The organism is Algoriphagus sp. SE2 (genome assembly GCF_039563885.1).
Classification (GTDB): Bacteria; Bacteroidota; Bacteroidia; order Cytophagales; family Cyclobacteriaceae; genus Algoriphagus.
In genome coordinates this window covers 44,868-71,330 of sequence record NZ_JBCLWJ010000019.1, presented here as the reverse complement: position 1 = coordinate 71,330, position 26,463 = coordinate 44,868, and the positions used below count along the sequence as shown (strand labels likewise).

The 26,463-nt window shown below is 39.6% G+C and carries 21 protein-coding genes and 1 pseudogene; 10 read left to right on the top strand and 12 right to left on the bottom strand.

Annotated elements, in window-relative coordinates:
* The 3 genes and pseudogenes from AAGF08_RS18105 to AAGF08_RS18095 all read right to left on the bottom strand — a co-directional run.
* Positions 1-529, bottom strand: a pseudogene (locus tag AAGF08_RS18105) (dehydrogenase); the annotation flags it as partial.
* 244 nt (positions 530-773) lie between these two features.
* Positions 774-1,376: a DUF2911 domain-containing protein gene (locus tag AAGF08_RS18100; RefSeq protein ID WP_343512782.1), complete on the bottom strand. Its 603-nt coding sequence runs from the start codon at positions 1,374-1,376 to the stop codon at positions 774-776.
* Between the two features lie 73 nt (positions 1,377-1,449).
* Positions 1,450-2,286: a sugar phosphate isomerase/epimerase gene (locus AAGF08_RS18095; protein WP_343512781.1), complete on the bottom strand. Its 837-nt coding sequence runs from the start codon at positions 2,284-2,286 to the stop codon at positions 1,450-1,452.
* Between the two features lie 88 nt (positions 2,287-2,374).
* On the opposite strand from AAGF08_RS18095, the gene AAGF08_RS18090 reads away from it, so the two are divergent.
* Both AAGF08_RS18090 and AAGF08_RS18085 read left to right on the top strand, forming a co-directional pair.
* Complete coding sequence (locus AAGF08_RS18090; protein WP_343512779.1) at positions 2,375-3,418, top strand: 6-bladed beta-propeller; 1,044 nt, start codon at positions 2,375-2,377, stop codon at positions 3,416-3,418.
* A 29-nt stretch (positions 3,419-3,447) separates the two neighbouring features.
* Positions 3,448-3,828 (top strand): VOC family protein, encoded by a 381-nt coding sequence (locus AAGF08_RS18085; protein ID WP_343512778.1) that lies wholly within the window; start codon positions 3,448-3,450, stop codon positions 3,826-3,828.
* Between the two features lie 46 nt (positions 3,829-3,874).
* Here the strand turns inward: AAGF08_RS18085 and AAGF08_RS18080 are convergent, their stop codons facing one another.
* The 6 genes from AAGF08_RS18080 to AAGF08_RS18055 form a co-directional block, all read right to left on the bottom strand.
* Complete coding sequence (locus tag AAGF08_RS18080) at positions 3,875-4,435, bottom strand: LUD domain-containing protein (protein WP_343512777.1); 561 nt, start codon at positions 4,433-4,435, stop codon at positions 3,875-3,877.
* Positions 4,432-5,790 (bottom strand): lactate utilization protein B, encoded by a 1,359-nt coding sequence (locus tag AAGF08_RS18075; RefSeq protein ID WP_343512776.1) that lies wholly within the window; start codon positions 5,788-5,790, stop codon positions 4,432-4,434. Before AAGF08_RS18075 ends, AAGF08_RS18080 begins: the two co-directional genes overlap by 4 nt.
* Positions 5,787-6,530 carry a (Fe-S)-binding protein gene (locus AAGF08_RS18070; protein WP_343512775.1) on the bottom strand — a complete coding sequence of 248 codons (744 nt, stop codon included), beginning with the start codon at positions 6,528-6,530 and terminating at the stop codon, positions 5,787-5,789. The genes AAGF08_RS18075 and AAGF08_RS18070 overlap by 4 nt, the downstream gene beginning before the upstream one ends.
* Positions 6,531-6,610: 80 nt before the next feature.
* The gene (locus tag AAGF08_RS18065; RefSeq protein WP_343512774.1) at positions 6,611-7,951 is read right to left on the bottom strand and encodes an FGGY family carbohydrate kinase; all 1,341 of its coding nucleotides are present in this window, start codon (positions 7,949-7,951) and stop codon (positions 6,611-6,613) included.
* Between the two features lie 31 nt (positions 7,952-7,982).
* A complete protein-coding gene (locus tag AAGF08_RS18060) occupies positions 7,983-9,017 on the bottom strand; it encodes a GntR family transcriptional regulator (RefSeq protein WP_343512773.1) in 1,035 nt (344 codons plus the stop codon).
* Positions 9,018-9,059: 42 nt separating this feature from the next.
* Positions 9,060-11,180 (bottom strand): bifunctional aldolase/short-chain dehydrogenase, encoded by a 2,121-nt coding sequence (locus AAGF08_RS18055; protein WP_343512772.1) that lies wholly within the window; start codon positions 11,178-11,180, stop codon positions 9,060-9,062.
* Positions 11,181-11,435: 255 nt separating this feature from the next.
* On the opposite strand from AAGF08_RS18055, the gene AAGF08_RS18050 reads away from it, so the two are divergent.
* The 4 genes from AAGF08_RS18050 (at position 11,436) to AAGF08_RS18035 (ending at position 15,441) form a co-directional block, all read left to right on the top strand.
* The gene (locus AAGF08_RS18050) at positions 11,436-12,842 is read left to right on the top strand and encodes a hypothetical protein (protein ID WP_343512771.1); all 1,407 of its coding nucleotides are present in this window, start codon (positions 11,436-11,438) and stop codon (positions 12,840-12,842) included.
* Positions 12,839-13,030: a hypothetical protein gene (locus AAGF08_RS18045; RefSeq protein ID WP_343512769.1), complete on the top strand. Its 192-nt coding sequence runs from the start codon at positions 12,839-12,841 to the stop codon at positions 13,028-13,030. Before AAGF08_RS18050 ends, AAGF08_RS18045 begins: the two co-directional genes overlap by 4 nt.
* Positions 13,027-14,307 carry a TIM barrel protein gene (locus tag AAGF08_RS18040; RefSeq protein ID WP_343512768.1) on the top strand — a complete coding sequence of 427 codons (1,281 nt, stop codon included), beginning with the start codon at positions 13,027-13,029 and terminating at the stop codon, positions 14,305-14,307. The genes AAGF08_RS18045 and AAGF08_RS18040 overlap by 4 nt, the downstream gene beginning before the upstream one ends.
* Positions 14,308-14,394: 87 nt before the next feature.
* Entirely contained in the window at positions 14,395-15,441 is a 1,047-nt protein-coding gene (locus AAGF08_RS18035) for an SMP-30/gluconolactonase/LRE family protein (RefSeq protein WP_343512767.1), read from the top strand.
* A 2-nt stretch (positions 15,442-15,443) separates the two neighbouring features.
* Here the strand turns inward: AAGF08_RS18035 and AAGF08_RS18030 are convergent, their stop codons facing one another.
* Together AAGF08_RS18030 and AAGF08_RS18025 are read right to left on the bottom strand one after the other, a co-directional pair.
* Positions 15,444-16,001, bottom strand: a complete 558-nt coding sequence (locus tag AAGF08_RS18030; RefSeq protein WP_343512766.1) for a GNAT family N-acetyltransferase — start codon at positions 15,999-16,001, stop codon at positions 15,444-15,446.
* 8 nt (positions 16,002-16,009) lie between these two features.
* The gene (locus tag AAGF08_RS18025; RefSeq protein ID WP_343512765.1) at positions 16,010-17,704 is read right to left on the bottom strand and encodes a mechanosensitive ion channel family protein; all 1,695 of its coding nucleotides are present in this window, start codon (positions 17,702-17,704) and stop codon (positions 16,010-16,012) included.
* Positions 17,705-17,825: 121 nt separating this feature from the next.
* Here AAGF08_RS18025 and AAGF08_RS18020 point away from each other — a divergent pair, with 121 nt between their 5' ends.
* Positions 17,826-18,191: a transmembrane 220 family protein gene (locus tag AAGF08_RS18020; RefSeq protein ID WP_343512763.1), complete on the top strand. Its 366-nt coding sequence runs from the start codon at positions 17,826-17,828 to the stop codon at positions 18,189-18,191.
* A gap of 58 nt (positions 18,192-18,249) precedes the next feature.
* Complete coding sequence (locus tag AAGF08_RS18015) at positions 18,250-19,002, top strand: NIPSNAP family protein (RefSeq protein WP_343512762.1); 753 nt, start codon at positions 18,250-18,252, stop codon at positions 19,000-19,002.
* Between the two features lie 80 nt (positions 19,003-19,082).
* Here the strand turns inward: AAGF08_RS18015 and AAGF08_RS18010 are convergent, their stop codons facing one another.
* Positions 19,083-21,203: a bifunctional aldolase/short-chain dehydrogenase gene (locus AAGF08_RS18010; RefSeq protein ID WP_343512761.1), complete on the bottom strand. Its 2,121-nt coding sequence runs from the start codon at positions 21,201-21,203 to the stop codon at positions 19,083-19,085.
* Between the two features lie 486 nt (positions 21,204-21,689).
* On the opposite strand from AAGF08_RS18010, the gene AAGF08_RS18005 reads away from it, so the two are divergent.
* Both AAGF08_RS18005 and AAGF08_RS18000 read left to right on the top strand, forming a co-directional pair.
* Positions 21,690-24,782 carry a TonB-dependent receptor gene (locus AAGF08_RS18005; protein ID WP_343512760.1) on the top strand — a complete coding sequence of 1,031 codons (3,093 nt, stop codon included), beginning with the start codon at positions 21,690-21,692 and terminating at the stop codon, positions 24,780-24,782.
* A gap of 40 nt (positions 24,783-24,822) precedes the next feature.
* Positions 24,823-26,334, top strand: a complete 1,512-nt coding sequence (locus tag AAGF08_RS18000) for a RagB/SusD family nutrient uptake outer membrane protein (protein ID WP_343512759.1) — start codon at positions 24,823-24,825, stop codon at positions 26,332-26,334.
* Positions 26,335-26,463: the final 129 nt, after the last annotated feature.

Here is a 26,463-nt window from a genome sequence, read left to right as displayed (position 1 = left end):
CCAATTGGTCTGATAAATCTTCAAAAGCTATTGGAGATACTAAAGCTAGTTGAGGGGCAATGCTATCATTATATTTTTGCGCAAGTGTATGTCTTATAAAAGCATCCAATTCAGCTTTGTAATTTTCAAGTCCTGCCTTCCCTTGAAAGCTCTCGTTAAAACCAAAAAACCCGATTACTACATCCGCTTTCAAGCGTGTTAACCATTCGTCAGGCTTTTCAAAAAAACCGATACTTCCTGATGGTGTGGCATATTCGTCTTGAAATTCTTCTGCCCCTGGGAAAGCCCAAGGGTCGTTAGTACTTGATCTGGGGCGAAAACCTGGTGTATCTCCAGGGTCACACATATTTCTTATAATCAGCTGTTTGTCAGGAAATCTCTCATACACCTCGGTTTCAAAATAACCGAAATTCATCATTCTGGATCCGAGATTATTGCCAACCATCATGATATGACTGTCTTTTTCTATTTCAAGTACTCGGTCCGGGGTACAGCTAAAAGCTAAAAGTCCAACTGCCAATACTAACATTGGCAAAAAAGAATTATTTGTTCTCATTTTTGCTAGGTTCATCTAACCGAAGTTTAGCCAGAAAATAAGGTTTTATCAAGCTAAAATTTCAATTGGGTGCTTTTTGGGTTACAGGGGAATAGAGATATATAGTTACTTAATATTATTTATGTTGCATCCTGTACTGGTGGGTGTATGAGAACAAATGGAAACAAAAAAAGCGCAGAATTAATCCTGCGCTTTCATGTTTGGTGAAAAAAGGTTTTTAAAATACAGCTTTAAAACCTTCCATTTTTTGATCGACTTGAGTGTCTACAGGAAAAGCAAACATGGTTTTGTCCCAAACGAAATGTATGCTTGCCACTTTGTTGTCCTCAGCTGAAATCATATACATCAATCTTTCATGTGCCATAGGAGTAGTCATTGTTTTTACTTTGAAGGATACTGCATCGTCTTTTGCTAATGCTGCTTCATCAATCTTTCCATCAGCCATGAAATCAAATACAGCTTTACCCTTTGCGTTCAGGTGAACTGTCCAATCTCCAGATTCCATTGGAGTGATAAATAAAGAGTATTTGCCCGCGGCAAGGTTCTTTCCTCCTACACTGACAGGTGTACTGAATTCAATAATTGTTGGGCCGTTTGCTCCTGCTCTCCAGGTGACGCCATACTTTTCAAGATCTCCGAATACTTTTCTCCCCTTCACTGCAGGAGAAGAATAATCGATACTGATTTTAGTAAATCCTACATTGGCAGAAACTGAAGCTGCAGGACTAGGTGCAGGTGCTTGAAGCTGAGCAAAAGATTGTGTGGTGAGTACAAGGCAAATTGAAAATGCCAAGGCAGTTAAAATGGATTTTTTGTTCATTTGAATATATTGGGTTGATAAAGTCAGCAAGTTACTTGATTTAAATGGATAGCTAATCCTATTGAATTCAAAATTACTTTTCTAATTCCTTTTTAATAAAGGCGATACTTAAAGGAATTTGGCTCACAGATCTGGAACTTTCATCTTCGATTGTCAAATATTTAGTTCCTTGCTTTTTGGCCTCTTTGATTATTGCCGCTATTCCCACATCACCTGTTCCTAGGACCACGTTTGTTTCTACATCCCCATGCCCATCTTTCGAATCTGGAGTACCAATTCTCCTATCTTTTAAATGAAGCATGGGAAACTTGCCTTTATTTTTTTTCATGATTTTCAAAGGATCTCCCCCGCCCATTTTTACCCAATAGACATCCATATTGAAGCCAAAATCTTTTGCATTTTCCAACATGTAATCGAATACAACTCCCTTCCCATCTTTTGCAAATTCGTAGCCGTGGGGATGGTATAAAAACTCCAAACCTGCTTCTTTTAATTCTTTTCCTGTTTGGTTAAAAAGGGCAGTGGCTATTTTTATTTCATCCAATGAAATTGGTCCTTCAGCATGAGGAATCCAATAACAGGTCACATATTTTGCCCCATGTTTTTTTGCATTATCAATAATTGGTTTTAAAGATTTTGTCAGTTCACTATAATCCGCACCAACTCCAACAAATTGTAAATCATTGTCTGCCAATAGTTTTTCATATTCAAAATCTGACATTCCATAATTTCCTCCTCCTTCTAAATTCTTGATTCCCCATTCAGAAATTAGTTCATGGTATTTTACAGGATCTTCTTTCATTTCATTGCGAAGTGAGTAAAGCTGTAAGGCTATTTCTTGAGAGAATAAAGGGGAGAGTGGGAAGACTCCAAAAATTATTAGAACTAGGAGGTAAAACTGCTTTTTCATCTGGGTTTAATGTTTTGTTTCTCGTAAATTACGAATATTGTTTGGCTTTTAAAGCTGAATACCTTCAATACATCAATAACCTGAAACTATGAAAACAAGTCGAAGAGACTTTGTCAAACAAACCTCCCTAGCAGGATTAGCCATGAGTATAGCACCATCATTTTCTTTCGGATTTAATACAGATGAAATTATCGGACACGGTGATTTTCAATATAAGGTAGATGTTAGATGGGGGATGTTAGATCCCCAAAAAGTGCCAGTGGCGAACTGTCATGAAATGGTCATGGATCGAAAGGGTCGGATGATCATGCTTACAGATGAGGCAAAAAATAATGTGATTATCTATGATCAATCGGGGAAGCTCCTTAAAACATGGACTTTAGGATTGGACAGAGCACATGGGCTTACATTAATTGATGAAGGAGATGCAGAGTATCTCTGGATCTGTGATAATGGAGGTAGAGTTTTGAAAACTACGCTTGATGGAGTTGTGGTTAGTGAAATAGTTACACCAGCAAAGGAGGAAATCTATACAGAAAAGATGGCATGGGTTCCCACAGAAACAACGATTGGGCCAAATGGGGATCTATATATCGCTGATGGATATGGCTCTCAGTATTTCCTTCAATATGATAAAGATGGAACCTTTAAAAGGAAATTTGGAGGTCCGGGTTCTGGGGATGCCCAATTTAGCACCGCACATGGGATTACGGTAGATCAAAGAGGGGGGAAAACACCTACTTTACTTTGCACTTCAAGGGGTCATAACTCCTTCAAACGATTCAGTTTGGATGGAGAATATATTGAAACACTTTTTCTACCTGGAGCATTTGTTTGCCGACCTGTGATTCATGGAGAGAATCTATATGCTGGAGTATGCTGGTCTAGGTTGAGGTATTTGGAGCAGACACCTGATTCTGGTTTTGTCACAATCTTAGATAAGAATAATAAGGTAGTTTCTAATCCAGGAGGAACTCCACCGGAATATCGTAATGGAGAACTTCAGCTGATGGTTCAATCACAGCCGATCTTCAAACATTGCCATGATGTATGTATTGATCAAGATGAGAATATTTATGTCTGCCAGTGGAATGCAGGTAAGACTTATCCCATCAAGTTGACAAGAGTATAAGTGGTTTTGAAAATTTAAACCGGTTTGTTATGAAAAGAGTAACTGTAGGATGGTTTGAGATTCCAGTTTCAGATATGGATCGGGCCATCGCCTTTTATGAAAAAGTATTTGATTGCAAATTAAATAAACAGGTCATGGGGGATTTCCAGATGGCTTGGTTTCCTGGGGATCATTCTGGTCAAGGCGCAGAAGGAAGTCTGGTTTATCATAAGGATTTTTATGCCACTAGTGATTTTGCAGGAGCCTTGATTTATTTTTCTTCTGAGGATTGTGATGTGGAACTGAAAAGAGTAAAAGAAGCGGGAGGTACTATTCAAATTCCAAAAAGAATGATTGCTCCGGATATCGGATTTATGGGAGTCTTTCTTGATTCTGAAGGCAATAGAATTGCGCTTCATTCAACAAAATAAAACCAAAATCTCAGCGTATTAAAAACCGCTGAGATTTTTTTTGATTTTAAACCAATACAACCTTAAGACTCTTTGCACCATGTGCGCCAATCACCAATGATTGTTCTATATCAGCTGTTTTTGAGGGACCTGCTATGAATATTCCAAAACCTGAAAATTGAGAACCAATCTTTACATAAGCCTCATGCATATTTCCTAAGATTTTTGACTTTTCCAAAACGATAACTAGATGTTGGGTAATAAAGGGAACTGCTCTAAGCCCAAGGTTTTCATCCTCCAGCCAGATTGCTGCATTTTCTGCTACACCAAATTGACCGTCTATGATTGCTAAATCCAAATCATTCAGGTCCTTTGGATTCTCTGGAAGTGGAAAAGTTTTAAGGTCCTCGATTAATTTTGAACCTGAATATACTTTAGGATAGGCACCTGAGTTTACCAAATCCTTTAACTCCATACTTGAAATTACAGCGCTTTTATTTAGCTCAACTGACTTGACAAAGGTTTCAGGTAAATCCTCAGGAGTTTCAAAATTCGGAATTTCTGGTATAGGTTTTTCTTTCTGAGCCAGATTTTTGATTTTGGAAAGGATCAGGTTTTTGCTGCTCATGATCTATTTTTTTGATACCATTCTTTAAATGATTCTTTTGGGACTTCCGGTACAGTCCTTCCCTTACCCCAGACATTGAGTGGATTATAAATAATACTGTTAGGCAAGGTCTTTAAAGTCGCTCTAAGGATTTTTCCAGAAACCTTATATGCCAAAGGGCTTTTAAATATTCCGTTTGCAAGTTTCATGGACATTCCTTTTGCAGACCAGCCTTGCGCTTTTGTGATTTCCTGACGCCATTCATAAAGTTGTTCGTGGATATTGATCTTTACGGGGCAAACATCAGAACAGCTTCCGCAAAGTGTGGATGCAAATGGAAGAGTACTATATTTTTTTACATCAATTCCAGGAGATAGAATTGAGCCAATGGGACCGGGAACCGTGCTACCATAACTATATCCTCCACTCCTTCTATAGATAGGACAAGTATTCATGCAGGCTCCGCATCGGATACATTTTAGTGAGTTTTTAAATTTTTCTCGACCCAGCTGTTTTGTTCTACCATTGTCTACCAAAATCAAATGAATTTCCTTTCCAGGTGCGGGACTTCTGAAGTGGGAATTATAATTCGTGATGGATTGTCCGGTGGCTGATCTTGCTAGTAGCCTCAGAAATACTCCCAAGTGTTCTCTTTTAGGAATGATCTTTTCGATGCCCATGCAGGCAATATGCACATCAGCCAAATGAACTCCCATGTCGGCATTTCCTTCATTGGTACAAACTACAAATTCACCGGTTTCGGGAATTGCAAAATTGACACCTGTTATCGCCACTTTGGCTTTCATGAATTTATCCCGAAGGTGAATCCTTGCTGCGTTTGTCAAGTAAGTGGGGTCTTCATTTCCTTTTTCCGTATTCAATTTCTCATGGAAAATTTCAGAGATATCCCCCTTCTTTAAATGAATGGCCGGAAGTACTATATGACTTGGCGGTTGATTTAAAAACTGAACAATCCGCTCCCCTAAATCTGTATCTACTACTTCCACTCCATGCTTTTCCAGAAAGGGGTTTAGGTGGCACTCTTCAGTGAGGATGGATTTACTTTTTACAATTGCTTTACATTTTTTTTCTTCTAAAATGCTCAAAACAATTTTATTATGTTCCTCGGCATTCTGAGCCCAATGAACCTTGATCCCGTTTTCAGTGGCTTTCTTTTCCAGTTCCTCCAGATAATAATCAAGTTTAGTCAACACATGATCCTTAATACCTGATGCAAGTTTTCGGAGTTCTTCCCATTCTGGAATACCTTTACTGGAGATATCCCTTTTTTCACGGACAAACCAAAGGGTTTCATCATGCCAATGGGCCCTTTTCTCGTCTTTCAGAAAATTTGCTGCTTGACTTGGATGGCTCATGAGATAGCTTGATTTAGGATTTCTGCCAAATGCATAAATTTAACAGGTTTGTGAGATTTTTCAGCGATCCCCTGCAAATGCATAAGACAAGATGTATCTCCACCACAAATGATTTCTACATTGTGTTCTAAGTGGTCTGCTAATCTGTCTTTTCCCATCTGGATAGAAAGTGCTTCTTCTGAAACTGCAAATGTGCCCCCAAATCCACAGCACTCATCTTTTCTGGAAAGTTCGACTAATTCCAAATCTTTTATCCCTGCAAATAAGTCTTTGGCTTTGCTAAAAGGAGCTTCATTTAATTCCGAGGAGGAGCTTAGCCTCAATCCTCTTTGTCCATGACAGGAAGAATGGAATCCGATTTTATGTGGAAAGGATCCTTTTACTGTACCTACTTTTAAAATATCCGTAAGAAACTCACTTAGTTCGTAAATCTTCGATTGGACTTCTTTTTGGAAAGGTTCCAAATCATCAATTTCCGGTTGATGTTCTTTAATATGTAAAACGCAACTCCCTGAAGGAGCTACTATAAAATCATAAGACTTGAAAGTTTCAATGAATTGACGTGTAGTGCCTTCTGTATCCCTTTCAAATCCTGAATTTGCCATAGGTTGCCCACAGCAAGTTTGGTCCATGGGATAGCTAACTTTACACCCCAATTTTTCAAGCAACTCTAAAGTCGCTTTAGCCACATTTGGGTAAAACTGGTCGATGTAGCAAGGGATAAAGAGGGCAACTTCCATGTATTTTAATGTTTAAGTAAAAAAACAGATATCAAAAGCTTGTGTTTTTAATCTTTCGGTATTCCGTGGAGTGACAAGAACTAAATAGCGGGAGGTTTAAAATCAGGCTGAACCAATAAAGCTGCCCCAAGGGCTGTCCCAAGGGCAAAATCACTGGTTAGAATTTCCAGTTGAGGCAATTTTTCACGAAGCATTTCGACAAATATTTCATTCGCATTGAACCCACCATCAATGAACATTCTTGAGACAGAGGAATCTGCCCAAACTAGCTTGAGCGCTGCAATTTGAAGATCTGTTAGTTGATGCAGAAAACTGTAATAGGCATCTTCAAAATCTTCAAAGTCAGTAAAATCCATTTTTTCGGCTTGAGTAAGCCCATAAGCTTCTGGCTTCAAATAATGGAATCTCACTCTTTCCGGCTTCGATTTAACTTTATTAAAACGATCCTCTTCAAACTTTAATTTCTTATAGGTTCCTTGTGGCTTTTTGAAGAACTCATACATCTTATCTACCTGATACTTGTGCTCCTCACCAATAAAAAGGCGGCTGATTTTAATTGGATCTCCCGTGATCCCAATAAACTGTAGGCAATCCTTCAATAATTCAGATTCTGTAAGTGGAGTTTTGTTAAAAGGATTAATACTGATTGCCCAAGTACCTGTGGATAAAAGTATAAATGGCTCATTTTCCCTTTTTAGATAAGGTAATAGGGCTGAGGATGAATCATGAACTCCAATTCCAGAAGGGATGCCTCCGAATTCAGGTAAGGTTTTAAAAATAGAAGAACTTGCCATTACTGGCAAAAGCAAGTCTAAAACATCATTCTCCTTTAACCATTTATGATACTCTTGTTTTTGAAAATCCCAAAGTCCGGTATGACAGCCAATGCTAGTAAAATCTGAAACGAACTTGCCTGTAAATATGGAACTTAAATATTGGGGTAAATGAAAGGTGTGTTTTATCTTTTTGAATAGTTCTGGTTTTTCATTTTTTATAAAATACAACTGCAAACCTGAATTTAACATTGCTAAAGGAGGTGAAGAAGTGGTGGTACAGAAGTTCATTTTCCCACCTTGTTCCTCATAAAATCTGTTTAACAATTCTTCTGGAAAAGGCTTTAAGTAATCATAAAGCGGTGTGACTGGATTCCCTTTCTCATCGGTATTAACAATAGTAGCTCCATAGCTTGTGAAATTGATTCTTTCTATTTCAAACTCTCCTGATTGACGGGCTTTATTGAACGTATCAATCATCCATGATTTCAACTCATCCAGAGGCTCTGATTGAAAACCATCCTCATCTTTTCCAGGCTCAAGTCTATGATAGGTCTGGAAAACCACCTCTAAATCCTGATCAAAAAGGAAGAATTTTTTATTGGTTTTACCAATGTCGAAAATTGCTGTTACGGGAGTTTTAATCATGAATTATAAGAACCATTGATTTTAATACTGGTTAGAGTGATTTTCTAACGATAAGTCTAAATGGGTTTTTGATTGGGATTCTGTCCTCAGTGCCAAGGATTTGCTTAGCTATAGATCTTCCCATATGAATGAAATCGGTAGAAATGGTGGAAATTCCCTTATCTAGAATTTCTTTAAGGGGAGTTTCATTATATGATATCAAACCTACATCTTCGCCGAGTGTCAATAATTGTTCTCTGGATTTTTTAATAATATTTACCAGATCTGATTCTGCCAGTACAAGTAATAAATCACCTTTGTAAAGGGGTTCATCATCGATACCATCCAGAATTATATTTTCAAAATCATGGAAGAAGCAAAATCGCTTGAACCCGTCAACTATCTCAACCGGGTACATGTCTCCTTTGGGGAAGACCAAAATCATTCTTTTATACTTTCTTAAATGAGTAAGGCCAGACTCTAAAGCCGCGAAAATATCTTTGGCAAAATCCTGATAAATCCCTGGAAATTCATTTTCATGACCTTTTACAGCTCGGTCTATTATGAAGAGCTTATCTTTCGGGATTTTTTTAAGTAAATCACAACCACATACCGGATGAGTTTCCTTATCGAAGAAGTGAGGTGCGACTACATAATAATTATACTTTCCAACACTTTGATTGATCAAATCTTCCAGCACATTCACGTTGTAATGATGGATTTGCATATCCACAGTAGCACTATCTCCAAGCGTCTCAATAATAGAATAGTAAATGATCTTTTTGTAAGAACTTAGTTTGTTAAACAAAAGCAGAACCTTTAGCTTATTTTCTACATTTGTTGAACTTACATAAAAACCTTTTCCTCTCACTGAAGTAATTATTCCACGATCTTTCAGCTCATTATAAGCTTTTTCTACCGTATCTCTTGAGAGCAAAAAATCAAAACTTGTTTCATTAATTGAGGGAATTCGATCCCCAATTTTTAGTTTTCCTTTTTCTATTTCATCGAGGATCAAGTTCACTACTTGCAAATATTTAGGGGTCCTCGAATCCGTATGGATTCTTTCCGATTTGTCGACAAGCATAGTGTTTTGGGTTATGTTGGGTTTTTGTTTTCATTTTTTATTTTATCTCGGGAAAGCGGCGGCTAGTCCGCCGTCAACGTTGATCATGTTCCCGGTTGTTTTATTGAGCATACCCGATACGAAAGCAAATGCTGCCTCTGCGATATCGGATGTTTTTACTGCTTCTTTGAGAAGAGTTCTGTTTGCATAATAGGCAGGCAGGTCTTTTACCTCGATTCCATATGCCTTGGCCCTATTTTCGGCCCATCCCCCTTCCCAGATGTTAGAGTTTTCGATGACCGCATCGGGATTGACCACGTTGACGCGGATCTTGTCCTCTCCGAGTTCTGCTGCCATGAGACGCGACATATGGAGCTGTGCAGCTTTGGCGGTGCCGTAAGCCACGTTTTTGGGTCCTGCCACCAGGGCGTTTTTACTGACGATGTTGATGATGTCGCCTCCGAGTCGCTGCTGCTTGAGTACTTTGACGGCCACCTGGGAGACTTCAAACTGTCCCTTGACCAGAATATCAAGCAATTTGTTCCAGTCATCCTCGGAATGGGCTTCGAAAGCCTTGGAGATGGAGATTCCGGCATTGTTGACGATGATGTCGATTCCGCCGAACTTCAGGCAGATGGCCTGCATGGCTTTTTTTACACTTTCCGGATCGGTGACGTCCAGGGTGACCCCGAGGAAAACATCCTTTCCGTATTTTTTCTGCATGGCCGCTTCAGTTTCGGCAAGCCTTTCATCGTTGATGTCGGTGACCACCACGCATGCGCCTTCCTGGATGTATTTTTCGGCGATTCCTTTCCCGATTCCCCCGGCACTTCCCGTGATCAGGGCAATGCGTCTTGACAGGGGTTTTTCCTTAGGCATGCGCTGGAGTTTTGCTTCCTCGAGCAACCAGTACTCAATGTTGAAGGCCTCCTGAAGAGGGAGGGAAACATAAGAGGAAACCGCTTCGGCCCCACGCATCACGTTGATGGCGTTGATATAGAATTCAGAGGCAACCCGTGAGGTCTGCTTGTCCTTGGCAAAGGAGAATAGACCTACACCCGGCCAAAGGATGATGACCGGATTGGGGTCCCGCATGGCAGGGGAATTGGGGTGCTTGTGTTTTTCGTAATAATCGGCATACATCTCCCGGTACTTCAGAAACTCCTTTTCCAGATCGGCCTTCAGGGAGGAAGGATCGGACAGATCAATGTCTGCGGGGATGTCGAGCACCAGCGGGGAGATTTTGGTACGCAGGAAGTGATCGGGACAGGAAGTCCCCATGGGGGCCAATTTGCCCAGATCGTTTGAATTGATGAACTGTAAAACCACATCGGTGTCCGAGAAGGTACCGACCATCTTTTTTTCCGAAGAAGCCAGTCCCCGGAGTACCGGTGCGAGCAGGGCTGCCTGTGAGGCACGCTTCTCAGCCGGAAGAGCGTTTACTTTCTGACCGCCAAAGACGGGCCTTTTCTTTCCGTAATTGGCTTCCAGATAGGCAGAGGCCGTTTCGATGACCTCCAGGCTGTTGATGTAGCAATCGTAGGAAGTGTCTGCCCAGGTGAACAGTCCGTGACCACCGAGCATAATGCCCCGAATGCCAGGATTGTCTGCCAGGGTCTGCTGAAGCTGAAGTCCCAGATCAAAACCGGGCTTCTGCCAGGGTACCCAGGCGATCTGTCCTCCCCAGAGATCAGCGGTGATCTGCTCTCCGTCTTTGGAGGCGGCAATGGCGATGGCCGCATCGGGATGCAGGTGGTCTATGTGTTTGAAAGGTAAAAAGGCATGTAAGGGGGTGTCAATGGAAGGGGCCTTGGAGTTCAGGTCGTAGATACAGTGGTTGAACAGACCGACCATTTCATCTTCGAATTCGATCCCGCGGTAGATTCCCTGCAGGGCACGGAGCTTATCGACATAAAGTCCTGCCAGCCCGGCTTTGGTAAGGGTTCCTATATCCCCACCGGATCCTTTGACCCACATGACCTCAACGGACTCTTTGGTGAGAGGATCGGCTTCAAAAGTCTTGCAACTGGTGTTCCCTCCACCATAATTGGTGATGCGTAAATCTGCGCCCAGGATATTAGATCTATAGATCAATAGGTCAACTTCATTTCCTTCCAAAGCGGCAGCCTTTTTATCGTCCCATAAAAAGCTGACATGTTTGAATTCTTGTGTATTCGTGTTCATTTAATATTTCAATTTAATAGGTTGAATATGGGGTTCTCTATAGTTTCTCGTATCCTGTGCTGTCTTGAAAATAACATTGTTTTCAAAAGAATACCTCCTAAATCTGTTTTTTAAAGGCATTTCAATCAAGTTCCAATTTAAAGAAATGGAGGCGGAAGAGAAACAGCTTTCTACTTTTATTCCTATCTTTTGAATAATCCCTAGGATGGAACAGGATAGTTAGAATAGTTTATTTAGATTTTTTGAGCATACAATATGAAAGAGCAGAAATTATTTAAAAAGATAGTAAGTCAGAACAACGAGTTTGAAAGAACGCCTGTTCCTGCTAGCCAACTTAAAAGTGGAAAGAGCTTCCTTGGAATGTATGCAGGAGAGCATACGGCAGGAACTGAATTTGTTATTGGGCCCTTGTTTGTGGCACATGGCGTGAGTGCCGGAGATTTATTTTTAGGACTTTTTATAGGGAATTTATTAGCTGTTTTAAGTTGGGGTTTAATGACTGGTCCCATAGCTACTAAAAAGCGTTTGACTCTGTATTATCAATTGGAGAGGATCACAGGTAAGTCAGTTGTCAACTTATACAATTTTATAAATGCCTTAATGTTTTGCTTTTTAGCAGGCTCTATGATTGCCGTTTCAGCAACCGCTGTAGGTATCCCATTTGGTCTTGAAATGCCCACTTTAAGTGATTGGTATCCCAAAACTCCTGGATGGATAGTAGCAGTTATGATTATGGGAGCAGTTATTACATTAATTGCAATCAGAGGATATAATCAAGTGGCAAAATTCGCCAATGTAATGGCTCCATGGATGATCTTGATTTTTGTCTCTGCCGCTTTTGCCGCACTACCCCAGTTAGGAGTTCATTCCTTTGATGAATTTATAGTTGCCGCCAAAGAAGTAATTTGGACAGGGGTTCCGCTTCCTGGAATATCTAAATTTAATATCTGGCACATCATCTTTTTCTGCTGGTTTTGTAATATGGCCATGCATATTGGAATGTCTGACTTGACAATTCTTAGGTATGCCAAATCCTGGAAATATGGGTTCCTCTCTTTTGCTGGTATGTACATTGGGCATTTTGTAGCCTGGATAGCCTCTGGGATATTATATGCTGTTTTTCTACAGACTAATGTCAATTCTCAGGAATTTGCACCCGGCCCGATTGCTTTTCAAGCTGCGGGAGTTGCCGGAGCAGTTTGCGTGGTTGTAGCAGGTTGGACTACCGCCAATCCAACTATATACAGAGCGGGATTAGCTCTTCAAGGTATTTTCCCTAAAACCAAAACTTGGAAAATCACAGCTATAGTTGGGGGTATCACTAGTTTAGCCGCTTGTTTTCCAGCATTAGTAATGAAACTACTGGATTTCGTGGCGCTCTATGGCTTAATACTCATGCCAATGGGAGCAGTTATTTTTGCTGATTTTTATTTCGCTGATAAATTCAAATTTCAACAAGAGCAAGCTCTTAAAAACAATAGAAATTTTACATGGCCAGCTTTGGCAGCTTGGATTTGTACTTTATTTGCCTGTCTACTCTTGAATTACTTTTACGGATTAGATGTGTTCTTCTTGGGGCTTCCTGGTTGGTTTATCGCTGTGATCCTCTTTGTGAGTTTTTCCAAAATTAGTTTCCCCGCACTTAAAACCAAGCTAGCATGAAAAGTATACTCAAATTAGCCTCATTCATTGGTTTGGTTCTTACTATAATCCCTCCAATTTTGTTTTTTAAATCAGTCATCAGTCTTGATTCTAGCCATCTTTATATGACCATAGGGATGTTTATTTGGTTTGGGTCTGCTCCTTTTTGGATCAATAAAAAAACTGATGATCAACCAGATGAATCATGAAATTATCTTCAGAAAAAATACAGGAATTCAACCATTCATGTGCTCAGATTAATAAGGATGAATTGGATTATATTTCAAATAGGCTCAACAAAGATGGCTTTGATGTAAGTGAGTTAGTCGAAAGAATAAAAGATTTTCAGATTGCTGTTCCTAGCTGGGCTCTGGGAGCTGGAGGAACAAGATTTGGAAGATTTGGAATAGGAGGTGAACCCAGAAACTTGGAAGAGAAGTTGGAAGATATTGGTTTGCTTAAAAGTTTGACTCAAAAAACCGATAGTGTTTCATTGCATATTCCATGGGACATCCCTTCTGACTATACTGCTATCAAGTCACTGGCAGATGAATTGGGAATTTCATTTGATGCAATGAACAGCAATACTTTTCAGGATTATGGTCAAAATGAAACATATAAACTTGGCTCTTTAGGAAATGCAAAGAAACTGATCCGAAATCAAGCTGTTGCCCATAACATAGAAGTAATTGAAATCGGGAAGAAGCTAGGAAGCAAAGGATTGACGGTTTGGCTAGCTGATGGTAGTAATTTCCCTGGACAAGCAAGTCTTAGAAATGCTTTACAATGGACTCAAGAATCATTAAGTGAAATATATAATTCCATGCCTGATGATTGGAAATTATTACTTGAATACAAACCCTACGAGCCTAATTTTTACCATACCATTATCCCAGATTGGGGGACCTCATCTTTACTTTGTAAATCTTTAGGAGATAGAGCTAAGGTTCTGGTTGATCTGGGACATCATTTGCCAAATACCAATATCGAACAGATTGTGGCGACACTCATGTATCAGGATATGCTAGCTGGTTTTCACTTTAATGATAGTAAGTATGGAGATGATGATTTGACAACAGGAAGTATCAAACCATATCAACTTTTTTTGATTTTTTGTGAATTAGTGTCTGGTTCAGAAGATGGGGCTCAGGCTTGGGAGAGTATTTCTTGGATGATTGATGCAAGTCATAATACCAAAGATCCACTTGAAGATTTAATGCAGGCTTTGGAAACAATCAGTCTCTGTTATACCAAAGCTCTCCTGGTAGATAGAAAGAAATTGACTTCCTGCCAATTGGAAGGTGATGTGGTAGGAGCACAAGAATGTTTGCAGGAAGCTTTCCAAACAGATGTGAGGTCACTGGTGAGAGAAGCAAGAATTCAAAATGGAGGAGCTTCTGATCCTATTTTGTTGTATAGAAAGTTAGCTGTAAGAAATGGCCTGATCAAAGATAGAGGGGCAGATTCAAGATCTACAGGATTGTAGCAGATTAAGAAGGATTAAAATTCTTGAGTTAAATTCTTATTTTGGAGTTATTATGTGATCGAATTCATGTTTCTCCCTAATAAAGCCATGAGAAAAGCCCTTTACTCCCTTTTTATTTTATCCTTTTTAATTTCTTGTAAATCCCCAGAGGTAAAAGATGAAAAAGAATCTGGTATAACAGAAAATTCCGATCGATCTAGTTTCAATTATGCTACAACCGGGAAAATTGAACGATTGGATTCGGCGATAAATCAGTTAATTCCCAAAGATTCTAATATCGAAATTATTGCATCTGGTTTTAACTGGTCTGAAGGACCTTTGTGGCTTGAGGTAATTGATGCTTTGATTTTTTCAGATGTTCCAGAGAACAGAATATGGAAATGGACTGAGCAGGATAGTTTAGAGATTTATTTGGAGCCATCAGGTTATTTCGGAGATGAGAAAGGTAAAAGAGAGCCAGGATCAAACGGATTGGCTTTAGATATAAACGGAGATTTGTTGCTTTGCCAGCATGGTGCAAGGCAATTAGCTGTTATGAAAAGCCCTATCAGAAATCCTTCTGGGAATTTTGTGGCAATTGCTAATCAATTTGAAGGTAAAAAGTTCAATAGTCCAAATGATCTGGTCATAAATAATAATGGAGGGATGTATTTTACTGACCCTCCTTATGGTTTAGATGAATGGAATACGAAAGAGCTAGATTTTCAGGGGGTTTATTTTATCGATTTTATGGGAAACCTGTCGTTGCAAATTGACACACTTTCGAGGCCAAATGGAATTGGACTTAGCCCTGATGAAAAATCTTTGTTTATCGCCCAATCTGATCCATTAAAAGCTAGATATTATCGTTACGAATTAGACGAAAATGGAAATGTATTTTCAGGAAAAGTGATTTTGGATGTTACCGATTTAGTTGGAGATGAAAACCCTGGATTACCTGATGGTTTAGCGGTTCATAGTAGCGGAAATCTTTTCGCAAGTGGCCCGGGAGGCATTTTGATCATTAGTCCTGAAGGAAAACTTTTAGGAACTATCAAAACGGGAAGAGCTACATCTAATTGTACGTTCGATACAGAAGAAGAGTACCTCTACATCACAGCAGATATGGATTTGCTGAGAGTTAAGATGAAATAAAACTATTTTTTGTTCCAGTCACATACTACAATTACCCAGGTCTCAAACTCATCTTGAAAAGTATGGATTATTTCAAACCCCGCTTTTTGATGGGCTTTTATGGATCTTGGATTAGAAATTGAAATTTCCGTAATCGCAAAATCATAGTCCTTTGCAAAAGCAGCGCTATAAGCTTCAAAACAGCTGGCAAATAACCCCTGACCCCGGTAGTTTTTTCCAATACAAACCTGACCGATAACCATATAGTTATATTCGCTAACGAGCTTCCCTTTATAAGTCAGTTTGTCTAGTTGATGAAACATTGGGATCAACATGGGTACATCATTCCTTGATTTCTTTGTCATGGCTAAAATATATGCCACAACCGAATTACCATCCTTTGCGATAACATGTGCTTCGATGGAATTAAGTAATCCCAATAATTCTAGATTATGTTCTACTCTTACAAATCCCTGTTCAGATTTTTCTTCAGGAGTGATGTTTTGAGGAAGGTTTTTTTGCTGAAGTTCGAGAATTCCCTGTAGATCACTTTCGCTTTCTGCCCTACCTATTTCCAACATAGAATGAATTATTTATAAGTTGAATCTTCTGCTACATCTCCGGGGTCTTCAGGGTTGTCATTCTTAATTTCTTCTTGAGCAGGAGGGACTTCAACAGGTTCAATTTCCGGAATATATTTTGGTGGAATAGTAAGTTGGTTTCCATCCCGATTAGCACGATAATGAGGCGACATAATTTCTACTCCTGCTTCGTTAAAATCATCTTGAATATTAGCGTGAAGGTCCGAATAACTTTTTGCAGCTTTTTTTGAATCATTGGTGTAGGCGTTGATTTGATAGCTTACATAATAATCATCGAGGCTAGTTTGCAAAACAAAGGGTTTAGGTTCTTTGATCACTGTTTCCACTTGGAGAGCAGCATTTATCAGTAATTCATGAACTTGTCTCCATGGAACATCATACCCAATAGTAACTGTTGAATGCAATATTAAGCCAGGCCCGTTGGATTCTACCGAATAATTCACCGTATTCCCTGCCAAAATCGCGGAATTAGGAATAGTAACTTCCTCATTTTTGATGGTTCTCAGTCTGGTAACAAGCATAGTTTTCTCTATGACATCTCCTACTGTATCACCAATTTTTACTCGATCTCCTATTTTAAATGCCCTCATATAAATGATGACCAATCCGGCTATAATATTGCTGATTGCAGATGAAGAGCCTAATGAAATCAAGAGACCCAGAAAAACACTAACGCCCTGAAAAGCTGGGGAGTTTGAGCCTGGTAAGTATGGAAAAATGACAATAAAGGCAAATGCATATAAAATAACTTTTACCAGATTGAATGTTGGTTTTGCCCATTCGGGATAAAACCCAGGAATGCTAAGATTTCCTCTCTCAATTTCACCGGAAATAAAATTTATAAATTTCCCTAAATAAAATGTAATCACGACGACCACCAGGATCATGAAAAGTTCCGGAAGATACTCTATAAAAGAGCTGAAAATCGATTTTATAGGGGTGGTAATATAACTGAGTAAGGCATTTGCTAGGTTTTTCGTTGTCGGGAATATGCTGAAAACAATAGGCAAAGTCAGATATAACAACACAATAATGAAGAGTACCTTAAGGACTCTCATCATTAGCTTCAGTAGTTTTTCTTCTTGTTTACCAGAAAGCAATTCAAAATCTTTGATTTTGATTCCCTTAAAGTAATTATGCCATCTTAAGAGGATAAAATCAATCAGTCTATTAAAGCCTTTATTAATGAATCTAACCAGGATTACAACGATGAGTAAAACTCCAAACAGAATTCCTGTTCTCGTTAAATTTTGAATAAGTGATCGCTTCTGATTATTAAGTTTATAGGATTGTTTGATAGCTGAAATATAATCTCGAGCAATTTCTTCTTGGGTTTTCCCCAGGAAAACAGCGTCTGGTTCAGTCACACTCGCTAGAATCAGATCACCATGGAGGATTTCAACTGCAGCATTATCTTTGGTGATTTCCAAAAGGGTTGTATCAAACACATTTGATTCTACTAGCGATTCTAGCTTTCTGCTAATATTTAAAGCTCTATCCTTTTGGCTAAAAGGACCTAGTGAAGTATTTATAAAAAACAGGGTGTCCTCTAAAAAAAACACTGGCTTTTTTATGGTGTCAGGATGGTTAATTATAGTAGAATCTTGATTTTGCGCAAAAGAGATCGCAGTATTAAGAAATACCAGACTGAAAAAAGCAATTCTAATCAAAGTTAATGACATGCTTTACCAATAAAGTTTAAAATAAATTTCAAATCTGGTATTTTGAATTTCAACACCATTTAGCAATTAATATAAAAATAATCATCGTTTTAATTAGATTTGATTATTAACCATTTTAATTATGACCTTCAACAAAGTTTATTATGGAATATGGGTAATTTTATTTGCCTTATTTGCCTTTTGGCAGTTCAATGATCCAGACCCGGAAATTTGGGTTAGTATCTATGCCGTAGCCATCATTTTTTGTCTTCTTGGGATTAGGGGTATTTTCCCTAAAATTCCTTTGACAATAGTTGTTATTGCCTGTTTCATTGGAGCGGCTTTTTACTGGCAAGGTGATGTAGGCGGATGGGTTTCTCAAGAAGTAGAACAACACGATTTAAGCATGAAAAATGATTTTATGGAAGAATCTAGAGAGTCATTTGGACTTCTGATTTTTGCATTAGTCATGTTACCAGGACTTTTCAAAGCCTGGAAGAAAAAATAGTATTTTGGAATCTTCTAATTTGGAAGATTTGACTAAGTAAAACTTTAATAATAACCCCATGAAAAAAACAATTTTGTTGACCTTAGCTGGTTTACTTTTAAGTTTTGGTGCCTATTGTCAAAAGATAGCAGATATGAAATCTACCTATTTTGAGGTTCGGAAATATTATGCTAATCCAGGAAAGCTGGATGAACTTATAAAAAGATTTCAAGATCATACAGTGGCCTTGTTCGAAAAAAGCGGAATGGAAAATATTGTCTATTTTCTTCCCGTTGAAAACAATGACAATTCTTTGACTTATATTTTAGGTTACCCGGATGAGGAATCCCGTGATAGGATGTGGGATCAGTTTTTAAATGACCCCGAATGGAAAAGTGCATATGAAAAATCTATTGTAGATGGAGCTTTAGTTTCTAGGATTGATCAAATTTTTATGACTCTTGCACCCGGTCTGAACGAAATGAGTATGCCTTCAGAGAGTGGGATTTTTCAATTGAGAATTTACACTTGTTTTGACGGGAAATTAGAAAATCTGATCACTCGTTTTAAAGATCATACGCAGGAGTTGTTTCAGAGACAAGGTTTGAAAAATTATCCTTATTGGATAACCTCAGAAAAAGCGGGTGCACAACCAAAATTGGTTTATTTGTTGGGGCATCAGGATCAAGCTGCTTTTGAAGCGGCTTTTCAAGCATTTTTGAAAGACCCTGATTGGATTGCTGCTAGAGATGCGTCTGAGGCTGAAGGCAAAATTGTTGAAAAAGTAGATGCTACTTTTTTTAAGACTTTACCTTTTTCACCAATAAAATAAATAGAAATCTCTGATATCCTGAAAAACTAAAAAAGCCAACTCTAAAGTTGGCTTTTTTGCGTTAAGAATGGAATCGGTTATCATCTCGGGAAAGCGGCGGCTAGTCCGCCGTCAACGTTGATCATGTTCCCGGTTGTTTTATTGAGCATACCCGATACGAAAGCAAATGCTGCCTCTGCGATATCGGATGTTTTTACTGCTTCTTTGAGAAGAGTTCTGTTTGCATAATAGGCAGGCAGGTCTTTTACCTCGATTCCATATGCCTTGGCCCTATTTTCGGCCCATCCCCCTTCCCAGATGTTAGAGTTTTCGATGACCGCATCGGGATTGACCACGTTGACGCGGATCTTGTCCTCTCCGAGTTCTGCTGCCATGAGACGCGACATATGGAGCTGTGCAGCTTTGGCGGTGCCGTAAGCCACGTTTTTGGGTCCTGCCACCAGGGCGTTTTTACTGACGATGTTGATGATGTCGCCTCCGAGTCGCTGCTGCTTGAGTACTTTGACGGCCACCTGGGAGACTTCAAACTGTCCCTTGACCAGAATATCAAGCAATTTGTTCCAGTCATCCTCGGAATGGGCTTCGAAAGCCTTGGAGATGGAGATTCCGGCATTGTTGACGATGATGTCGATTCCACCGAACTTCAGGCAGATGGCCTGCATGGCTTTTTTGACACTTTCCGGATCGGTGACGTCCAGGGTGACCCCGAGGAAAACATCCTTTCCGTATTTTTTCTGCATGGCCGCTTCAGTTTCGGCAAGCCTTTCATCGTTGATGTCGGTGACCACCACGCATGCGCCTTCCTGGATGTATTTTTCGGCGATTCCTTTCCCGATTCCCCCGGCACTTCCCGTGATCAGGGCAATGCGTCTTGACAGGGGTTTTTCCTTAGGCATGCGCTGGAGTTTTGCTTCCTCGAGCAACCAGTACTCAATGTTGAAGGCCTCCTGAAGAGGGAGGGAAACATAAGAGGAAACCGCTTCGGCCCCACGCATCACGTTGATGGCGTTGATATAGAATTCAGAGGCAACCCGTGAGGTCTGCTTGTCCTTGGCAAAGGAGAATAGACCTACACCCGGCCAAAGGATGATGACCGGATTGGGGTCCCGCATGGCAGGGGAATTGGGGTGCTTGTGTTTTTCGTAATAATCGGCATACATCTCCCGGTACTTCAGAAACTCCTTTTCCAGATCGGCCTTCAGGGAGGAAGGATCGGACAGATCAATGTCTGCGGGGATGTCGAGCACCAGCGGGGAGATTTTGGTACGCAGGAAGTGATCGGGACAGGAAGTCCCCATGGGGGCCAATTTGCCCAGATCGTTTGAATTGATGAACTGTAAAACCACATCGGTGTCCGAGAAGGTACCGACCATCTTTTTTTCCGAAGAAGCCAGTCCCCGGAGTACCGGTGCGAGCAGGGCTGCCTGTGAGGCACGCTTCTCAGCCGGAAGAGCGTTTACTTTCTGACCGCCAAAGACGGGCCTTTTCTTTCCGTAATTGGCTTCCAGATAGGCAGAGGCCGTTTCGATGACCTCCAGGCTGTTGATGTAGCAATCGTAGGAAGTGTCTGCCCAGGTGAACAGTCCGTGACCACCGAGCATAATGCCCCGAATGCCAGGATTGTCTGCCAGGGTCTGCTGAAGCTGAAGTCCCAGATCAAAACCGGGCTTCTGCCAGGGTACCCAGGCGATCTGTCCTCCCCAGAGATCAGCGGTGATCTGCTCTCCGTCTTTGGAGGCGGCAATGGCGATGGCCGCATCGGGATGCAGGTGGTCTATGTGTTTGAAAGGTAAAAAGGCATGTAAGGGGGTGTCAATGGAAGGGGCCTTGGAGTTCAGGTCGTAGATACAGTGGTTGAACAGACCGACCATTTCATCTTCGAATTCGATCCCGCGGTAGATTCCCTGCAGGGCACGGAGCTTATCGACATAAAGTCCTGCCAGACCGGCTTTGGTCAGGGTTCCGATATCCCCACCGGACCCTTTTACCCACATGACCTCAACGGACTCTTTGGTGAGAGGATCGGCTTCAAAAGTCTTGCAACTGGTGTTCCCTCCACCATAATTGGTGATGCGCAGATCTGCGCCCAGGATATTAGATCTATAGATCAATAGGTCAACTTCATTTCCTTCCAAAGCGGTAGCCTTTTTATCGTCCCATAAAAAGCTGACATGGTTAAATTGTTGATTTATTTTTTCCATGTATTTTGGGTTTTATTGTATACAACTAAACATAAATGTAGTTCTATATAAAAACCTTTCTGTCCTGTTCTATACTGTATTTGAAAAATCGTTGAAATATTAAATTTGATACAACTAAATCGTTGTTATATAAAAAATAAATAATTGTTTATATTTATTATTGAGATGAATTTATCAGATTTAACAGAAAATCACTTTTTGATTTCAATAGAAATAATTGTAAATTAATTACTTATGAATTTATTCGAAAAGTTTTAAAGTAATTTTAAAAATATTTTAAATAATGCCGATAAAAAATTAAAGAATATTTAATAATGTATGAAATCTATTAAACAAAACATTAAAATAAATTTACTATCCTGTTCTGTCCTGCTATTAAATAATTTTTGAATATTATATAAGTGCAGGATGCGACAGGATAGATTTAGAACTTAATAGAAGTTAATTGAAGGAAATTACCGCTTGTTAACATAAAACCCAAGATCTATGAAAAACAATTATTTATTATTAAAAAAGCGTTTTTTACTGCTTTTTTTTATTCTCCTTTCAGCCAATTTATCGGTCCTTGCTCAGACCTTTAATGTAACTGGTAATGTAAAGGACGAAACAGGTGAAGTTGTTCCTGGAGCTACAATCATGATAAAAGGAACGCAAGTAGGAACAGTCACGGACTTAAATGGTAACTTTAGTATTCAGGCTTCTGCTGGGAATGTTTTAGTTGTGAGCTTTATTGGATATACGCCTGCTGAGATAACCGTACAGTCTGGACAAACCAATTATGATGTAACCATCAATACTTCTATGTCGGATCTTTCCGAAGTAGTGGTAGTGGGGTATGGTAGTCAGATAAAAAGAGAGGTAACTGGAGCTATTCAAACTGTCAGTGAAGAAGAATTGAAAGATATCCCAGTTACTACCACTGCTCAAAAATTACAAGGTAAATTGGCAGGGGTTCAGATAAACCAAACTACTGGTAAGCCAGGTCAGGGGATGAACGTGAGGATTCGTGGTCAGCTTTCTGTATCTGGGGGTAGCGATCCATTATATGTAGTGGACGGTTTTCCTATTACAGGAGATATTAACACGCTGAATCCTGATGAAATCCAAGATATTACTATTTTGAAAGATGCTGCTTCTACTTCATTGTATGGGTCTAGGGCAGCAAATGGTGTAGTTTTGATTACGACAAAAAAAGGAAAAGTTGGTCAGACCAATGTAAACTTAAATGTCTACACCGGTTTCCAGAAAGTTGTGGAAAGTAATCGGCTTGAAATGTTGAATGCGGAAGAGTTCGCTCAATTTAAAAAGGAATATTATGAAGATGCTGGCCAGCCAGTTCCTCAGATTTTCCAAAATCCTGCAGATTTCCGTGGAAAGACGAATGATTGGTATGGTGCCATGTTGGAAACAGCGCCAATTACCAGTTATAACTTAACTGTCACTTCCAACAAAGAGAGGGTCAATACTGCAATTGTAGCTGGTGTATTTGATCAAAAAGGAGTTGTGAGAAACACTGATTTTAAGCGATTCTCTCTTAGAATGAATACAGATTATACTGTATCAGATAAAGTAAGCATAGGATTAAATGTGGCTCCTAGCTATGTGTTTGATAACACTCCTCAGACTGATGGATCCAGAGGTACAGGTATTTTATTTAATGCCCTACACACTTGGCCAGTGATGGATATTTATGATGAAAATGGGGAGTTGACATTATTCAACAGATTCCCTGCTGAAACAGGAAATATATTCGCTTACCCGAACTGGTTGAGATCCGCTGACGAAATAAAAAATGAAACAAAGCGGGTAATTATTTTGGCAAATACCTATGCAGAATGGAGACCTATCAAAGGTCTTTCATTGAAATCAACTTTCAATGCAGAAATAAGAAATAGTAACTTCTTTTTCTTTAACCCATCTACTGCTACTAATCGAATAAACAGATCAATCCCGACTGTTGCTGTTTCTATCAGGGATAATTTTCAAGACTTTTCTTGGTTGAATGAAAATATTGCAACCTATGCTAACAGCATAGGAGATCATAATTTTGAAGTTTTGGCTGGATTCTCAAATCAACAATTTAGAAGAGATAGAACAAGAGTTCAGGCCGATACTTATGCGGATGATCGACTTCCAACTGTCCAGGGTGCTATCAATATCAACAGAGGAGGGACGATTTCTGATGTTGATGAATGGTCTTTGACGTCCATCTTTTCAAGATTGACATATAATTATAAAGGTAAGTACTTATTTACTGCCTCTGTCAGAGGAGATGGTTCTTCCAGATTTGGAGAAGACAATCGCTGGGGTGTATTCCCTTCTACATCTTTGGGTTGGGTATTGTCTGATGAAGAATTCTTAAACACCAGTTCTACAGTTTCATTTTTGAAATTGAGAGCAAGTTACGGGGTGACAGGTAATAATAATATTGGTAACTACACGCAATATGCTTTGGTGAACAATACTATTAATGCTGCTTTTGGTAGTTCAGTATTACCTGGTGCGGCGGTGACATCTCTAAATAATTCGAACTTGGGTTGGGAAACTACTACTCAACTCGATATTGGTTTCGATCTTGGATTATGGGAGGATAGAGTGACTTTAGGTTATGATTATTATACCAAGAATACTACTAACTTATTGTATGCGGTTCAGGTGCCTCAGGAATCAGGTTTCACCAATTTCAACGATAATATTGGAGAAATTAAATTTTGGGGTCATGAATTCACAGTCAATGCAGTGATTACCCCTGGAGCATTCAGATGGTCTATCAATGCGAACTTATCTATCAATAGAAATGAAGTATTGGAGTTAGCAGATGGAATTGATCGGGTATATGGTTATGCCCATATTACTCAGGTAGGACAGCCATTCGGACAGTTTTACGGATTAAGAAAACTTGGAAATTATGCTAATGCCGAAGATTTAGCGAACTCTCCTCAGATCCCAGGAAGATCTACTGTGGGTAGTATCAAGTTGGAAGATATCAATGGAGATGGAGTGATCACATATGGTGGAGACAATGATGACAGAACTATCATTGGTAATCCATTCCCAGACTTTGTCTATGGTTTCACCAATAACTTCAGGTGGAAGAATTTTGATGCAAGTATCGTAGCATCAGGATCTCAAGGAAATGAACTGTATATGAGACACCTGTATTCTACTGCAAACCTAGATGGAGTATTTAACATGGTTGCCAAAGTGGCCGATCGATTTAGATCACCTGAAAATCCTGGAGAAGGAATCTTTGGTACTACAGTAGGTGGAGGAAACGTGACAGGAATCGAGAGAGACTGGCCAAATAGTAACTTCGTTTGGGATGCTTCATATTTCACCATTAGAAATATTACAGTAGGATACAATTTCACGAATTTGCCTAATGCTGTGAAGTCTGCACGTATTTATGCTTCAGGACAAAATATGTTTGTCTTTACTCCGTATTGGGGTGGGTCTAACCCAGAGGTTAGTATGCAGAACAATGGTCAGGGAGATGGAGGTAACTTGAGTCCTGGCGTTGACTTGGCAGGTTATCCTGTGCCACGTACAATCACATTTGGTGTAAACATCACCTTTTGATTAACCTCATCTCATTAGTAAAAATCAAACTGTAGAAAAAATGAAAAAACATATATTAGGCTTTGCAGTAGCATGTATTTTATTGACTGGCTGTGAAGATTTTCTAACGGTAGTTCCTGAGACAGAATTGAGTTCTGCTACCTTTTTCAAAAACCAAACCGATTTTGAGCAGGCAGTGAATGCTGCTTATGTACCTCTGAGAACCATTACCAACAATAGATCGTGGCTTCTTGGGGAGATGCATTCAGACAACACTTATTATGCAAGAAATATATTGTTTGGAGCAACGGATAACCAAGAGGATATAGCGGATTTCTCCATACCTGAATCCAATGGTACTACGGCAAATACCCATGTTTTAAACCAATGGAGACAAGATTATTTGATCATTGCCAGAACCAACCAAATCCTTTCATTGATAGATGAGGTTGAATTTGATCAAGCGGCTAAGGACAATGTAAAAGGGCAGGCATTATTCTTAAGAGCTTATGCTTATTTTGAATTAGCCAGGTATTTTGGAAGTGTTCCATTACACTTGACTCCAGTTGCCACTAGAGAAGAAGCGGCATTGGACCTTTCTCCTGAAGCTGATATTTATGCACAAATCGAGCAGGATTTACAGGCAGCTATTCCATTGTTGCCTAAAAAATCTGCTCAAGAGCCAGGAAGAGTGACTGAAGGGGCTGCTAGAACAGTGCTTGCCAATGTGTACATTAACCAGAAGAAATGGTCTGAGGCTGAGCAAGTGTTGACTCCAGTAGTTACCAGTGGAGAATACATGTTGATGGCAGATTATGCAATGGCCTTCCCAGGAAATGCCGATAATAAGAATAATATGGAATCTGTTTTTGAGGTTCAATTTATCGAAGGAGCAGCTGGTTTGAACGGTAACTTTATATACCAATTTATGCCAAGACCAATCAGCGCTGATGAGCTCCAGCCAATCATGGGAACCAGTAATCCTCAGAATATTGATGGTGAGGGAAATAATATCCCAACTCCAGATATTATTGAGGCCTATGAAGATGGGGATTTGAGAGAAGATGCTTCAATTGGCTATGTGTTTTTGGCAGGAAGTTTTAGGGATGATAAAACCTATCCTTACATCAAGAAACATGCAAAGAAACATTCTCAGCATAACAATACCGGAACTAACTGGGTAGTATATCGCTATGCAGAGGTTTTACTCTTTATGGCTGAAATTCTTAATGAGCAAGGAAAAACTGGAGAAGCTATACCTTATTTGAACCAAATTAGAGAAAGAGCTGGATTAGATCCAACCACTGCTTCTGGACAGGCTGAGTTAAGAGAAGCTATCTTTAAGGAAAGAAGAGTAGAGCTGGCTTTCGAAAATAAAAGATGGTTTGATATCCAAAGAACTGACAGGATTGAAGAGATTATTATACCACATGGTCAAAGAATCATTGCAAATCCGTTAGACTATTATTATCCACCAATAGAAGGAGCTATTCCAAGATCAAATGCATTTACCAATCTGAATAAATTTTATTCATACCCTGCAGCAGAGTCTGATCTAAGCCCTTATTTCTAAAATTTAAAATTTAAAAAATCCTGCATGGAGCGGTTAACTCCGCTTCATGCAGTTTTACTTAGATTTCGCGCCACTCTTGTATTTCTTCGTGCAATTTATCTTAGAATTGTGTTCATTGAGTTAGTTCAT

Bases quoted from the DNA above. Each gene is read 5' to 3' on its own strand.
- AAGF08_RS18100 (WP_343512782.1), bottom strand. From the start codon at position 1,376: ATGAACAAAAAATCCATTTTAACTGCCTTGGCATTTTCAATTTGCCTT.
- AAGF08_RS18095 (WP_343512781.1), bottom strand. From the start codon at position 2,286: ATGAAAAAGCAGTTTTACCTCCTAGTTCTAATAATTTTTGGAGTCTTC.
- AAGF08_RS18090 (WP_343512779.1), top strand. From the start codon at position 2,375: ATGAAAACAAGTCGAAGAGACTTTGTCAAACAAACCTCCCTAGCAGGA.
- AAGF08_RS18085 (WP_343512778.1), top strand. From the start codon at position 3,448: ATGAAAAGAGTAACTGTAGGATGGTTTGAGATTCCAGTTTCAGATATG.
- AAGF08_RS18080 (WP_343512777.1), bottom strand. From the start codon at position 4,435: ATGAGCAGCAAAAACCTGATCCTTTCCAAAATCAAAAATCTGGCTCAG.
- AAGF08_RS18075 (WP_343512776.1), bottom strand. From the start codon at position 5,790: ATGAGCCATCCAAGTCAAGCAGCAAATTTTCTGAAAGACGAGAAAAGG.
- AAGF08_RS18070 (WP_343512775.1), bottom strand. From the start codon at position 6,530: ATGGAAGTTGCCCTCTTTATCCCTTGCTACATCGACCAGTTTTACCCA.
- AAGF08_RS18065 (WP_343512774.1), bottom strand. From the start codon at position 7,951: ATGATTAAAACTCCCGTAACAGCAATTTTCGACATTGGTAAAACCAAT.
- AAGF08_RS18060 (WP_343512773.1), bottom strand. From the start codon at position 9,017: ATGCTTGTCGACAAATCGGAAAGAATCCATACGGATTCGAGGACCCCT.
- AAGF08_RS18055 (WP_343512772.1), bottom strand. From the start codon at position 11,180: ATGAACACGAATACACAAGAATTCAAACATGTCAGCTTTTTATGGGAC.
- AAGF08_RS18050 (WP_343512771.1), top strand. From the start codon at position 11,436: ATGAAAGAGCAGAAATTATTTAAAAAGATAGTAAGTCAGAACAACGAG.
- AAGF08_RS18045 (WP_343512769.1), top strand. From the start codon at position 12,839: ATGAAAAGTATACTCAAATTAGCCTCATTCATTGGTTTGGTTCTTACT.
- AAGF08_RS18040 (WP_343512768.1), top strand. From the start codon at position 13,027: ATGAAATTATCTTCAGAAAAAATACAGGAATTCAACCATTCATGTGCT.
- AAGF08_RS18035 (WP_343512767.1), top strand. From the start codon at position 14,395: ATGAGAAAAGCCCTTTACTCCCTTTTTATTTTATCCTTTTTAATTTCT.
- AAGF08_RS18030 (WP_343512766.1), bottom strand. From the start codon at position 16,001: ATGTTGGAAATAGGTAGGGCAGAAAGCGAAAGTGATCTACAGGGAATT.
- AAGF08_RS18025 (WP_343512765.1), bottom strand. From the start codon at position 17,704: ATGTCATTAACTTTGATTAGAATTGCTTTTTTCAGTCTGGTATTTCTT.
- AAGF08_RS18020 (WP_343512763.1), top strand. From the start codon at position 17,826: ATGACCTTCAACAAAGTTTATTATGGAATATGGGTAATTTTATTTGCC.
- AAGF08_RS18015 (WP_343512762.1), top strand. From the start codon at position 18,250: ATGAAAAAAACAATTTTGTTGACCTTAGCTGGTTTACTTTTAAGTTTT.
- AAGF08_RS18010 (WP_343512761.1), bottom strand. From the start codon at position 21,203: ATGGAAAAAATAAATCAACAATTTAACCATGTCAGCTTTTTATGGGAC.
- AAGF08_RS18005 (WP_343512760.1), top strand. From the start codon at position 21,690: ATGAAAAACAATTATTTATTATTAAAAAAGCGTTTTTTACTGCTTTTT.
- AAGF08_RS18000 (WP_343512759.1), top strand. From the start codon at position 24,823: ATGAAAAAACATATATTAGGCTTTGCAGTAGCATGTATTTTATTGACT.